Genomic DNA, 13,679 nt, shown 5'->3' on the forward strand with positions numbered 1-13,679 from the left:
GGACCATGGCCGGGTGCGCCGGGTGCGCCGGGTGCTCCGGTTGGGCCCGCCGGCCCGGACGGCATTCTGCGGCGGCAGGCGCAACGGGAGTCCGCCGCGCGGACGTACGCGCGCTCCCTTCCCATCGTCCCGGTGCGCGCCCGCGGACTGACCATCGAGGGGGCCGACGGGCGGCGCTACCTCGACTGCCTCTCCGGCGCCGGCACCCTCGCCCTCGGCCACAACCACCCGGTCGTGCTCGAAGCCATCAGGGGAGTCCTCGACTCCGGTGCCCCGCTGCACGTGCTGGACCTGGCGACCCCGGTCAAGGACGCCTTCACCACGGAGCTGTTCGCCAACCTGCCGCCGGAACTGGCCGCCGACGCCCGCATCCAGTTCTGCGGGCCGGCCGGGACGGACGCCGTGGAGGCCGCCCTCAAGCTGGTCCGCACCGCGACCGGGCGCTCCGGGCTGCTGGCCTTCACCGGGGCCTACCACGGGATGACCGCCGGAGCCCTGGACGCCTCCGGCGGCGCCCCGGACGTACGGGTGACCCGGCTGCCGTACCCGCAGGACTACCGCTGCCCCTTCGGAGTCGGCGGCCCCGAGGGAGCCGAACTCGGCGCCCGCTGGGCGGAGAACCTCCTGGACGACCCCAAGGGCGGTGTACCCGCCCCCGCCGCCATGATCGTCGAACCGCTGCAGGGCGAGGGCGGGGTCATCCCGGCCCCCGACGCCTGGCTCCGCCGGATGCGCGAGATCACCGCGGCACGGGGCATCCCGCTGATCGCGGACGAGGTGCAGACGGGCGTCGGCCGGACCGGCGCCTTCTGGGGGGTCGACCACGCCGGGGTGGTGCCCGACGTGATGGTCCTGTCCAAGGCGATCGGCGGCAGCCTGCCGCTCGCGGTGATCGTCTACCGGGCGGGCCTGGACGTCTGGGCCCCCGGCGCCCACGCCGGCACCTTCCGCGGCAACCAGCTGGCCATGGCCGCCGGCACCGCCACGCTCGCCTTCGTCCGCGAGAACCGGCTCGCCGAGCGCGCCGGCGTCCTGGGCGAGCGCATGCTGAGCGCCCTGCGCGGCCTGGCCTCCGCCCAGCCCTGCATCGGGGACGTCCGGGGCCGCGGCCTGATGATCGGCATCGAACTCGTCGACCCCGACACCGGGGGCGCCGCACCGGCCCTCGCCGCGGCCGTCCGCCAGGAGTGCCTGGACCGCGGCCTGATCGTCGAACTCGGCGGCCGCCACTCCGCCGTCGTCCGGCTGCTCCCCCCACTGACCCTGACCGACGAGCAGGCCGCAGCGGTCCTCGACCGCCTGGCCGACGCCATCGCGGCCGCCGCCCACCGGCCCCGCTGACCCGCCACCCCGAGGACCCGCGATGCCCGACCCGCACCAGTCCACCCCACCCCACCACCCCCTCCCGGACACCCGGCCCGACCCCCGCCCGCCCACCCCGGCCGGCGACCCGGCACCCCCTCCGGCCGACCGACTCGCCCCCCGCCCCCACCAGGCGCCCTCGCCCCACCACCCCCTCCCGGACGTCCGGTCCGACCCCCGCCCGCCCACCCCTGGAAGCGACCCGGCAACGCGCCCGGCGGACCCACTTGACCACCGGCCCCACCCGGACACGCGGGCCGAGCACCGCCCGCCCACCCCGGCCGGCGACCCGGCAACCCCTCCGGCCGGCCGCCTCGACCCCCGGCCCCACCCGGCGACCCCGCCCGCCCTTCAGCCGCTCCGGAACACCGCGGCCGACCCCCAGCCCGCGACCCTCGGCCGTGACCCGGAGGCCAGCCCCCGCCCCGCCACCCTCGGCCGTGAGCCGGAGGCCAGTCCCCAGCCTTCCGCCCCTGGCCGTGAGCCGGAGGCCAGCCCCCGGCCCCCCGCCCTCGGCCGCGACACCGAGGCCGACCTCCGGCCCCCCGCCCCCGACCCGGAAGCCGGCGCAGCCGCAGCCGCGGTGCCCGCCGAGCCCGTCCCCGGCACCCCGCCCCCGCCCCGGACGCCCGCGGCACCCTCCGGTCTCCCCCGGGGGACGGAACCCGCCCCGGGGGCAGGTGTCGGCGGGCCCCGTGACGAACCCGTCGACCGGGCCCCGGTCGCCGAGCCCCGCCCCGGCGCGCCGGAACGTGCGCAGCCGCACGTCGCCGCCCCCGCCGGGGTCGGGGCGGCGGCCACGGTGCCGCGGCAGAAGGACGGCACGCCACCCCGGTCGGCGTGGGGCGGTGTCGCCAGGCCGGTACCGGACGCGCTGCCCGACCTCCTGGACCACCCCGACGCGGCCGTCGCCGCCGATGCGGCGGCGGTGGAGAACCTGCTGCGGTGCTGGGTCCGCGAAGCCGGCATCGGCCGTCCCGACGGGCCCGCCGGGACCCTGCTGCGCATCCCCCTCCCCGCATCCGGCGCCGCCCTGCTTGTCGCCGTCCGCCACTGGTCCCTGGCCGGCTGGCACCGCTTCGGTCCCGCCCGGCTGGCCGGCGCACCCGCCACCGCCCCGGCCCTGGACGCCGTCACCCTCGCCGCCCTGCTCGCCCGCGAGGGCACCGGCACGGCCCCCGCCAACGGCCACGGCAGCGCCGATCTCGTCGCCCGGGTCGCCGACTCGGCCCGCCGCACCGCCGAGTTCATCGCCGACCGGCGCCAACGCCCCGCCGCCCCCGCCCTCATCGGTGTGGACCGCTTCCTGACCGCAGAACAGTCCCTCCTCCTCGGTCACCCGCTCCAGCCCGACCCGAAGAGCCGCGAGGGACTCTCCGAAGCCGAGGCACGCCTCTGCTCACCCGAACTGCACGGCTCCTTCCTCCTGCACTGGTTCGCCGTCGATCCGTCCGTCCTCGCCACCGACTCCGCCTGGACCGAGCGCGGCCGCCCCGTCTCCGCCACCCAGCTCCTCGGCCGACTCGCCCCCGGCATCCCGCTCCCCGAGGGACGCGACGGCACCACCCCCCTTCCCCTTCACCCCTGGCAGGCCCGCGACCTGCTCCAGCGCCCCGCCGTCACGGCCCTCCGCGACGCGGGACTCCTGCACGACCTGGGCCCGTACGGCGTCCCCTGGTACCCCACCTCCTCCGTCCGCACGGTCCACCGCCCGGGCGCGCCCGCGATGCTCAAGCTCTCCCTGGGCCTGCGCATCACCAACTCCCGCCGCGAGAACCTCCGCAAGGAGCTCCACCGCGGAGTGGAAGTGCACCGGCTCCTCCGCACCGGCCTCGCCGAGCAGTGGCAGGCAGCCCACCCCGGCTTCGACATCGTCCGCGACCCCGCCTGGGTCGCCGTGGACTCCCCGGACGGCACCCCCGTCCCCGGACTCGACGCCCTGCTGCGCCACAACCCCTTCCGCTCGGGCGACGACGCCGTCTGCATCGCCGCACTCACCGCGCCCCGCCCATGGCCCGGCCGGACCGCCATGAGCTCCCGGCTCGCCGAGATCGTCTCCGCCCTCGCCGCCGCCACCGGGCGCACCACCTCGGCGGTCGCCGCCGAGTGGTTCCTGCGCTACCTCGACCACGTGGTCCTGCCGGTCCTCGCCTTCGACGCGCTCGCCGGCATCGCCCTCGAATCGCACCAGCAGAACACCCTGGTCCTCCTCGACCCGGCCGGCTGGCCGATCGGCGGCCGCTACCGCGACAACCAGGGCTACTACTTCCGCGAATCCCGCCGCGCGGAACTGGAGCACCGGCTCCCCGGCATCGGCAGCGCCAGCGACACCTTCGTCTCCGACGCCGTCACCGACGAACGCTTCGCCTACTACCTCGGCATCAACAACGTGTTCGGCCTCATCGGCGCCTTCGGATCCCAGCGGCTCGCCGACGAACGCGTCCTCCTCGCCGCCTTCCGCCGTTTCCTCGGCAAGGCCTCGGCCCTCGGCCCGCTCCCCGCGAAGCTGCTCGATTCGCCCACCCTGCGCTGCAAGGCGAACCTGCTCACCCGCCTGGGAGGCCTCGACGAACTCGTCGGCCCCGTCGACACCCAGTCCGTCTACGTCACCATCACCAACCCCCTTCACGATTGACGCGTCGGCACCGACACGGAGACGAGCCCCCATGCCCACCACAGACGCCCCTGCCGATGCCGCCGGCTCCGCCACCGACGCCACCGGCGCGATCCACGCCCTCCACGACACCGTTGAACGGCCTCTCACCGCCGAGCTGTTGCCCCTCCTCGCCGAGGCCGACCTCCTCGACTCCCCGGCCAACTGGGGCAGCACCGACACCCCCGCCGGAGCCTTCCGCCTCGAACCCGTACGCCCGGGACGCGACCTGGAGCTCCTGACCGGCTGGATGAACGACCCCGAGGTGGCCGCCTACTGGGAGCTCGCAGGCCCCGCCGCCGTGACCGCCGCCCACCTGCGGACACAGCTCGACGGTGACGGCCGCAGCATCCCCTGCCTCGGCCTCCTCGACGGCACACCGATGAGCTACTGGGAGATCTACCGGGCCGACCTCGACCCGCTCTCCCGCCACTACCCGGCGCGCCCCCACGACACGGGTATCCACCTGCTCATCGGAGACGGCACGAACCGGGGCCGGGGCCTGGGCACCACTCTGCTGCGCGCCGTCGCCGACCTGGTCCTCGACAACCGCCCTCGCTGCACACGCGTCATCGCGGAACCGGACATCCGCAACACCCCCTCCGTATCGGCCTTCCTCAGCTCCGGTTTCCGCTGTCACACGGAAATCGACCTTCCCGAGAAGCGCGCCGCCCTGATGATCCGGGAGCGGGCGCTGCGCAATCTCCTCTGATTGCCGCCCCGCGGGCCCCGACCGTCCCCTTCGGAGGCTTCCTCCGAGTTGTCGCTTCGCACCTCTCCCTTCGAAAACTCTGCGTCACGCAGCAAAGTTCCCGATCTCCGAGGAGTCCCGTGCAGAATTTCCCAGCAGCCCCCGACTCCGCAGACCCCGTCGTGCCCCCGTCGCCCCAGCACCCCTGCACACCGCCCGAGCTGACCCGTGCGACCTGGGACTTCGCCGCCCGCCGGCTGCTCGCCAAGATGCTGGCCGAGTTCGCCTACGAGGAGATCGTCGAACCCGTACCCGCCCCGGCCGCCGCGGGCGACGCATGGACCCTGACCCTCGACGACGGCAGCAGCCTCGGCTTCCGGGCCCGCCGCCGCGCCTACGGCAGCTGGCACGTCGCCCCGGACACCATCACCCTCACCCCGCCGCCGCCCGCCACCGAACCGCCGACCGCCTTCGGGGACCCGTACGACTTCCTCATCCGCTCCCGCGGCCTGCTGCGCCTCGACGGAGCCACCCTCGGCCACCTCGTCCGCGAGCTCAGCGCCACCCTCGCCTCCGATGCCCGGATCGACCACACCGCGCTCACCGCCGACGTCCTGGCCGACCTCGACTACGCCGCCCTCGAAGGCCACCAGACCGGGCACCCCTGGCTCGTCCTCAACAAGGGCCGCATCGGACTCTCCGCCTCCGACACCGCGGCCTGGGCCCCCGAGGCCCGTACCCGCCAGCGGCTGCCCTGGCTCGCCGCCCACACCTCGCTCGCGAGCTACCGCGGCACCGCCGGCCTGGAGGATCCCGCCCGCCTCTACTCCGCCGAGCTCGACCCCGTCACCCGCGCGGCCTTCGACCAGGCCCTGCGCGACCGGGGCCTCGACCCGCTCGGCTACCTCTATCTGCCGGTCCATCCCTGGCAGTGGGACGAGGTCGTCCTCCCGCTCTTCGCCCCGGCCCTCGCCTCCGGCGCCCTCGTCCCGCTCCCCGCCGATCCCGATCTGCGCCTGCCCCAGCAGTCGATCCGCACCTTCCTCAACCTCACCCGCCCCGACCGCCACAGCGTCAAGCTGCCGCTCTCCATCTTCAACACCATGGTGTGGCGCGGCCTGCCCAGCGACCTCGCCCTCGCCGCCCCCGCCGTCACCGCCTGGATCCACTCCCTGCGCGACAGCGACCCCTTCCTCCGCGACGAGTGCCGGGTCATCCTGCTCGGCGAGGTCGCCTCCGTCACCATCCGCCACCCCGTCTACGACCAGCTCCCCGAGGTCCCCTACCAGTACAAGGAGCTCCTCGGCGCGATCTGGCGCGAGCCCCTGACCGGCCGCCTCGCCCCCGGCGAGCGCGCCCGTACGCTCGCCTCCCTCCTCCACACCGACCCCCGCGGCCGCTCCTTCACCGCCGAACTCGTCGCCCGGTCCGGACTCGCCCCCACCGTCTGGCTGCACCACCTCTTCGCCGCGCTGCTGCCCCCGCTCCTCCACTTCCTCTACCGCTACGGCACCGTCTTCTCCCCGCACGGCGAGAACGCCATCGTGATCTTCGACGAGCACGAGGTACCGGTCCGGCTCGCGGTCAAGGACTTCGTGGACGACATCAACATCAGCGCCGAACCGCTGCCCGAGCTGGACGCCCTCCCCGACGAGGTCCGCGCGGTCCTGCTCGCCGAGCCCGCCGACTTCCTGCCCCAGTTCATCCACTCCGGGCTCTTCGTAGGCGTCTTCCGCTACCTCTCCGCCCTGTGCGAGGACCGCCTCGGCGTCCCGGAGAGCGAGTTCTGGAGCCTCGTACGGGCGGAGATCCTCCGCCACCAGGCCCGCTTCCCCGAGCTCAAGGACCGCTACGAGCTCTTCGACCTGCTCGGCGAACGCCTCGGACGGCTCTGCCTCAACCGGAACCGGCTCTACGAGGACGGCTACCGCGACCGCCCCGACCGCCCGCACGCCGTGCAGCACGGCACCGTGCCCAACCCCTTGTACCGGCCGTGAATCCTCGCCGGTGCGGTCACTGTCGGTGGAGCCCCGTAGGGTTGGCAGTGCTATGACGAAGCCCTCCCTCCCCGACCTGCTGCACGCCGCCGTCTCCGCCGTCGGCGGCACGGAGCGCCCCGGCCAGGTGGCCATGGCCGAAGCCGTCGCCGAAGCGATCGACGACAACTCCCACCGGCTCATCCAGGCCGGTACCGGCACCGGCAAGTCCCTCGGCTACCTGGTGCCGGCCCTCGCCCACGGCGAGCGCGTGGTCGTGGCCACCGCGACCCTGGCCCTCCAGCGCCAGCTCGTCGAGCGCGATCTGCCCCGGACGGTGGAGGCGCTGCATCCGCAGCTGCGCCGCCGCCCGCAGTTCGCCATGCTCAAGGGCCGCTCGAACTACCTGTGCCTGCACCGTCTGCACGAGGGAGCTCCGCAGGACGAGGAGGAGGGCCTCTTCGACCAGTTCGAGGCGGCCACCCCCACGAGCAAGCTGGGCAAGGACCTGCTGCGCCTGCGCGACTGGGCGGACGAGACGGAGACCGGCGACCGCGACGACCTGACCCCGGGCGTCTCCGACAAGGCCTGGTCGCAGATCTCCGTGTCCTCCCGCGAGTGCCTGGGCGCCACGAAGTGCGCGTACGGGGCCGAGTGCTTCGCCGAGGCCGCCCGCGAGCGGGCCAAGCTCGCGGACGTGGTCGTCACCAACCACGCCCTCCTCGCCATCGACGCCATCGAGGGCGCCCCGGTACTGCCGCAGCACGAGGTCCTGATCGTCGACGAGGCCCACGAGCTGGTCTCCCGGGTGACCGGGGTGGCCACGGGCGAGCTCACTCCTGGGCAGGTCAACCGGGCCGTGAAGCGTGCTGCCAAGCTGGTCGACGAGAAGACCGCGGACTCGCTCCAGACCGCTTCGGAGTCCTTCGAGCGGGTCATGGAGCTGGCGCTCCCGGGCCGGCTGGAGGAGATCCCCGAGGACCTCGGCTACGCGCTGATGGCGCTGCGGGACGCCGCGCGCAATGTGATCTCCGCGATCGGCGCCACCCGCGACAAGTCCGTCCACGACGAGGACGCGGTCCGCAAGCAGGCCCTGGCCGCGGTGGAGAGCATCCACGGGGTGGCGGAGCGGATCACGAACCGCTCCGAGTACGACGTGGTCTGGTACGAGCGCCACGACCGCTTCGGCGCCACCCTCCGGGTCGCCCCCCTGTCGGTGTCGGGCCTGCTGCGCGAGAAGCTGTTCGAGGACCGCTCGGTAGTCCTGACCTCGGCGACCCTCAAGCTCGGCGGCGATTTCAACGGGGTCGCCGCCTCCCTGGGTCTGTCCGCCGAGGGAGTCGAAGGGGACGACGTGCCGGTCTGGCAGGGCCTGGACGTCGGCTCGCCCTTCGACTACCCGAAGCAGGGCATCCTCTACGTCGCCAAGCACCTGGCCACGCCCGGCCGCGAGGGCACCCGCGGCGACATGATGGACGAGCTCGCCGAGCTGATCGAGGCGGCCGGCGGCCGTACCCTCGGGCTCTTCTCCTCCATGCGCGGCGCCAAAGCGGCCGCCGAGGAGCTGCGCGGCCGGCTCGACAACCCCATCCTGCTCCAGGGCGAGGAGACGCTCGGCGAGCTGATCAAGGCGTTCGCGGCCGACCCGAAGACCTGCCTGTTCGGGACGCTGTCGCTGTGGCAGGGCGTGGACGTTCCCGGCCCCAGCTGCCAGCTCGTGGTCATGGACCGGATCCCCTTCCCGCGCCCCGACGACCCGCTGATGAGCGCCCGGCAGAAGTCGGTCGAGGAGCACGGCGGCAACGGCTTCATGGCCGTCGCGGCCACGCACGCCGCCCTGCTGATGGCCCAGGGCGCGGGCCGTCTCGTACGGGCCACGGGCGACCGGGGTGTCGTCGCGGTCCTGGACCCCCGGCTGGCCACGGCGCGGTACGGGAGCTTCCTGCGGGCCACGCTGCCGGACTTCTGGTACACCACGGACCGCAACCAGGCCCGCCGCTCGCTGGCCTCGATCGACGCTGCGGCGAAGGCCGACGGCAAGTAGTCCCCGGGGATACAAAACAGCCCTCGGGACCGGCGCAGTGGATCCCGAGGGCTGGATGGAGACGGCAGGGCCAGACGGTCAGACCCGGCGCAGTACCGCGACGACCTTGCCGAGGATGGTCGCCTCGTCGCCGGGAATCGGCTGGTAGGCGGCGTTGTGCGGGAGGAGCCAGACGTGGCCGTCCTCGCGCTTGAAGCGCTTGACGGTGGCCTCGCCGTCGAGCATGGCGGCGACGATGTCGCCGTTCTCCGCGACCGGCTGGCGGCGGACCGTGACCCAGTCCCCGTCACAGATGGCGGCCTCGATCATCGAGTCGCCGACGACCTTGAGGACGAAGAGCTCGCCGTCGCCGACGAGCTGGCGGGGGAGCGGGAACACGTCCTCGACCGACTCCTCGGCGAGGATCGGGCCGCCGGCCGCGATCCGGCCGACCAGGGGAACGTAGGAGGCGGCGGGCTTGCCGGTGGTGTCCGTGGGCTGCGAGCTGGGCTGGTCGGAGCCGCGCACCTCGTAGGCACGGGGGCGGTGCGGATCGCGCCGCAGGAAGCCCTTCCGCTCGAGCGCCATCAGCTGGTGCGCGACGGAGGACGTGCTGGACAGGCCGACCGCCTGGCCGATCTCCCGCATCGACGGCGGGTAACCCCGCCGCTGCACGGAGTCGCGAATGACCTCGATGACCCTCCGCTGCCGGTCCGTGAGCCCGGAGCTGTCGGCGCGGATGCCTGGAGGTCGACCTGGCAGCGAGCGTGCGGGGCGTACGGGCTCCGCCTCCGGGTTCAGGTTTGCGTCGTTCATGGCATGCACCGGCTCGAGTCGGCTCTGGGAGCGGTTCTGGGCAGTGATGGTGGCACTGTCTGCGGTGGTGGTCACGTCGGCCCCTCTCGAAATGTTCTCCCTAGCTGGACAACGGTAGTTGCTTTCGAAAGGTTGCGCCAAACACACGTTCGAGTGAAAAATCGCAGATCGTCCCGCGTGGGCACATCTAGAGGTGTATGGACGATCGGTTTGCCGAACGCGGGTTCGGCTCGGCATCCGCTGCTTACGGTACCCTTCCCGGTCGGGTCGCCACCTTCCGGGTCTCCGGTCAGTGTGGCACCGAAAGGCCTCGCATCCGGCTATCGGACGCCGCGACACGCGGAGCCTCGCAAATCCACCGCAACCCAAGATCTAGTGGTTGGATGAGCGCTGCCACCCAGAAGTTGTGGTCCCCCGGTCTGCCGGGGGTCCCGGCATCGCATATGCTGGTGGCTGCTTCACGAGCCCCCGACAGAGCCTGACTCTGCCGTTCCGGGGCCTTGTGAGGTGATTCAGTCGTGCCAAGAGGGAGGGTGAGGGAACCATGCACTGCCCCTTCTGCAGGCACCCCGACAGCCGCGTCGTCGACAGCCGCACCACCGACGACGGCACGTCGATCCGCCGGCGCCGTCAGTGCCCCGACTGCTCCCGTCGCTTCACGACGGTGGAGACGGCCTCGCTGATGGTGATCAAGCGCAGCGGGGTGACCGAACCCTTCAGCCGTACCAAGGTCATCTCTGGCGTGCGCAAGGCGTGCCAGGGGCGGCCGGTCACCGAGGACGCCCTCGCCAAGCTCGGCCAGCGGGTCGAGGAGGCGGTGCGCGCCACCGGCAGTGCCGAGCTGACCACCCATGACGTGGGTCTGGCCATCCTCGGCCCCTTGCAGGAGCTCGACCTCGTCGCGTACCTGCGCTTCGCGTCCGTGTACAAAGCTTTCGACACCCTTGAAGACTTCGAGACCGCCATCGTGGAACTGCGCGAGCGGCGGCCTCACCCTGAAGAGTGCGAGCCCGGGGCGACCGGTTCGGTCCCCGTGCCCGCCTCCGCCGCCGACTGACCGGACGGCCCTCCCCGCGGCGCTCGCGCGCAGCGGTGTGGCCGGTCAGTCCGGCGAAGAGACGTAGATACAGAGACACAGCATCGTGCCGCGGAATAACGCTGGCACTTTAGGGCGTTTTTGCCCGCATATGGGAGGCCTGGCATGACAGAGACGGCGAGCGGCTCGGCACGTGGTTCCCGCGCCAAGGGGACCAAGGCTGCCAAGGGCGGCCTGCGTATCGAGCGCATCCACACCACCCCCGGCGTGCACCCGTACGACGAGGTGAGCTGGGAGCGCCGTGACGTCGTCATGACCAACTGGCGCGACGGCTCGGTCAACTTCGAGCAGCGTGGCGTCGAGTTCCCCGACTTCTGGTCGGTGAACGCGGTCAACATCGTCACCAGCAAGTACTTCCGCGGCGCGGTCGGCACCCCGCAGCGCGAGACCGGTCTGAAGCAGCTGATCGACCGGATCGTGAAGACGTACACGAAGGCCGGCGAGGACTTCGACTACTTCTCGTCGCCCGCCGACGTGGAGATCTTCGAGCACGAGCTGACCTACGCCCTCCTGCACCAGATCTTCAGCTTCAACTCCCCGGTGTGGTTCAACGTCGGCACCCCCCAGCCGCAGCAGGTCTCCGCCTGCTTCATCCTGGCGGTCGACGACTCCATGGAGTCGATCCTCGACTGGTACAAGGAAGAGGGCATGATCTTCAAGGGCGGCTCCGGCGCCGGCCTGAACCTCTCCCGCATCCGCTCCTCCAAGGAGCTCCTCTCCTCCGGCGGCAACGCCTCCGGCCCCGTCTCCTTCATGCGCGGCGCCGACGCGTCCGCAGGAACGATCAAGTCGGGCGGCGCCACCCGCCGCGCGGCCAAGATGGTCGTCCTGGACGTCGACCACCCGGACGTCGAGGCCTTCATCGAGACCAAGGTGAAGGAAGAGGAGAAGATCCGCGCCCTGCGCGACGCGGGCTTCGACATGGACTTGGGCGGCGACGACATCACGTCCGTCCAGTACCAGAACGCCAACAACTCCGTCCGCGTGAACGACGAGTTCATGACGGCCGTCGAGAACGGCACCAAGTTCGGCCTGCGTGCCCGCATGACCGGCGAGGTCATCGAGGAGGTCGACGCCAAGGCGCTCTTCCGCAAGCTGGCCGAGGCCGCGTGGGCCTGTGCCGACCCGGGCATCCAGTACGACGGTGTGATCAACAACTGGCACACCTGCCCCGAGTCCGGCCGCATCACCGCGTCCAACCCCTGCAGCGAGTACATGCACCTGGACAACACGTCCTGCAACCTCGCCTCGCTGAACCTGATGAAGTTCCTCGACGACGACGGCAAGGGCAGCCAGTCCTTCGACGCCGAGCGCTTCGCCAAGGTCGTCGAGCTCGTCATCACCGCGATGGACATCTCCATCTGCTTCGCGGACTTCCCGACGCAGAAGATCGGCGAGAACACCCGCGCCTTCCGCCAGCTGGGCATCGGCTACGCCAACCTCGGCGCCCTGCTGATGGCCACCGGCCACGCGTACGACTCCGACGGCGGCCGCACCCTCGCCGCGTCGATCACCTCGCTGATGACCGGTACCGCGTACAAGCGCTCCGCCGAGCTGGCCGCGATCGTCGGCCCGTACGACGGCTACGCCCGCAACGCCGAGTCCCACAAGCGCGTCATGAAGCAGCACGCCGACGCCAACGCCGTCGCGCCGCGCACCGAGGACCTCGACAACTCGATCTGGGCCGCGGCCACCGAGGCCTGGCAGGACGTCCTGCGCCTCGGCGAGAAGAACGGCTTCCGCAACTCCCAGGCCTCCGTCCTCGCGCCGACCGGCACCATCGGTCTCGCGATGTCCTGCGACACCACCGGTGTCGAGCCGGACCTGGCCCTGGTCAAGTTCAAGAAGCTCGTCGGCGGCGGCTCGATGCAGATCGTCAACGGCACCGTCCCGCAGGCCCTGCGCCGCATGGGGTACCAGGAAGAGCAGATCGAGGCGATCGTCGCCCACATCGCCGAGCACGGCGTGGTCGTCGGCGCCCCGGGCCTGAAGACCGAGCACTACTCGGTGTTCGACTGCGCCATGGGCGAGCGCTCCATCTCCGCGATGGGCCACGTCCGCATGATGGCCGCGATCCAGCCCTGGATCTCCGGCGCGATCTCGAAGACGGTCAACATGCCGGAGACGGCGACCGTCGAGGAGATCGAGGAGATCTACTTCGAGGCGTGGAAGCTGGGCGTCAAGGCGCTCGCGATCTACCGCGACAACTGCAAGGTCGGCCAGCCCCTCTCCGCGAAGAAGAAGGAAGAGGAGAAGGAGGAGGTCACCGCCAAGACGGAGGAGACCATCCGCGCCGCCGTCGAGAAGGTCATCGAGTACCGTCCCGTCCGCAAGCGCCTCCCCAAGGGCCGCCCGGGGATCACCACTTCCTTCACGGTCGGTGGCGCCGAGGGCTACATGACGGCGAACTCCTACCCGGACGACGGTCTGGGCGAGGTCTTCCTGAAGATGTCCAAGCAGGGCTCGACCCTCGCGGGCATGATGGACGCCTTCTCGATCGCCGTCTCGGTCGGTCTGCAGTACGGCGTTCCGCTGGAGACCTACGTCTCGAAGTTCACGAACATGCGCTTCGAGCCGGCCGGCATGACGGACGACCCGGACGTGCGGATGGCGCAGTCGATCGTCGACTACATCTTCCGCCGCCTGGCGCTGGACTTCCTGCCCTTCGAGACCCGCTCGGCCCTCGGCATCCACACCGCCGAGGAGCGCCAGCGCCACCTGGAGACCGGCTCCTACGAGCCCCTCGAGGACGAGCTGGACACCGAGTCGCTGGCGCAGTCGGCCCCGCTGGCCGCGGTGCCGTCCGAGCCGAAGCCGGTCGCGGCCATCACGGTCCCGGCCCCGAAGACGGCGCACAGCAACGCCGAACTGGTCGAGATGCAGCTCGGTGTCTCCGCCGACGCCCCGCTCTGCTTCTCCTGCGGTACGAAGATGCAGCGCGCCGGCTCCTGCTACATCTGCGAGGGCTGCGGCTCCACCAGCGGCTGCAGCTGACGACCGGCGGTGAGGTGCTGACACCTCACCCGTAAGGGGAGGCCACCCTCGGCGGCCTCCCCTTTGTC

The 13,679-nt window shown here is 72.1% G+C and carries 8 protein-coding genes; 7 read left to right on the forward strand and 1 reads right to left on the reverse strand.

The window, feature by feature from the left end; translation table 11 throughout:
* The first annotated feature begins 63 nt into the window (after window positions 1–63).
* The 5 genes from ACFWBN_RS09515 (at window position 64) to ACFWBN_RS09535 (ending at window position 8,726) form a co-directional block, all read left to right on the forward strand.
* Entirely contained in the window at window positions 64–1,341 is a 1,278-nt protein-coding gene (locus ACFWBN_RS09515; protein ID WP_385173479.1) for a diaminobutyrate--2-oxoglutarate transaminase family protein, read from the forward strand.
* Window positions 1,342–1,945: 604 nt separating this feature from the next.
* Window positions 1,946–3,997, forward strand: a complete 2,052-nt coding sequence (locus ACFWBN_RS09520; RefSeq protein ID WP_385173482.1) for an IucA/IucC family protein — start codon at window positions 1,946–1,948, stop codon at window positions 3,995–3,997.
* Window positions 3,998–4,028: 31 nt separating this feature from the next.
* Window positions 4,029–4,727 (forward strand): GNAT family N-acetyltransferase, encoded by a 699-nt coding sequence (locus ACFWBN_RS09525; protein WP_385173150.1) that lies wholly within the window; start codon window positions 4,029–4,031, stop codon window positions 4,725–4,727.
* Between the two features lie 119 nt (window positions 4,728–4,846).
* Complete coding sequence (locus ACFWBN_RS09530) at window positions 4,847–6,703, forward strand: IucA/IucC family protein (protein WP_385173153.1); 1,857 nt, start codon at window positions 4,847–4,849, stop codon at window positions 6,701–6,703.
* Window positions 6,704–6,755: 52 nt separating this feature from the next.
* Window positions 6,756–8,726: an ATP-dependent DNA helicase gene (locus ACFWBN_RS09535; protein WP_385173156.1), complete on the forward strand. Its 1,971-nt coding sequence runs from the start codon at window positions 6,756–6,758 to the stop codon at window positions 8,724–8,726.
* Between the two features lie 78 nt (window positions 8,727–8,804).
* Here ACFWBN_RS09535 and lexA read toward each other — a convergent pair whose 3' ends face one another.
* Window positions 8,805–9,596, reverse strand: coding sequence for a transcriptional repressor LexA (lexA, locus tag ACFWBN_RS09540; protein WP_031142326.1), 792 nt, complete (start codon window positions 9,594–9,596; stop codon window positions 8,805–8,807).
* A gap of 469 nt (window positions 9,597–10,065) precedes the next feature.
* Here lexA and nrdR point away from each other — a divergent pair, with 469 nt between their 5' ends.
* Together nrdR and ACFWBN_RS09550 are read left to right on the forward strand one after the other, a co-directional pair.
* Window positions 10,066–10,578, forward strand: coding sequence for a transcriptional regulator NrdR (nrdR, locus tag ACFWBN_RS09545; protein WP_385173159.1), 513 nt, complete (start codon window positions 10,066–10,068; stop codon window positions 10,576–10,578).
* Between the two features lie 144 nt (window positions 10,579–10,722).
* A complete protein-coding gene (locus ACFWBN_RS09550) occupies window positions 10,723–13,611 on the forward strand; it encodes a vitamin B12-dependent ribonucleotide reductase (protein ID WP_385173162.1) in 2,889 nt (962 codons plus the stop codon).
* The last annotated feature ends 68 nt before the right edge of the window (window positions 13,612–13,679 follow it).

The organism is Streptomyces sp. NPDC059989 (assembly GCF_042736975.1).
Classification (GTDB): domain Bacteria; phylum Actinomycetota; class Actinomycetes; order Streptomycetales; family Streptomycetaceae; genus Streptomyces.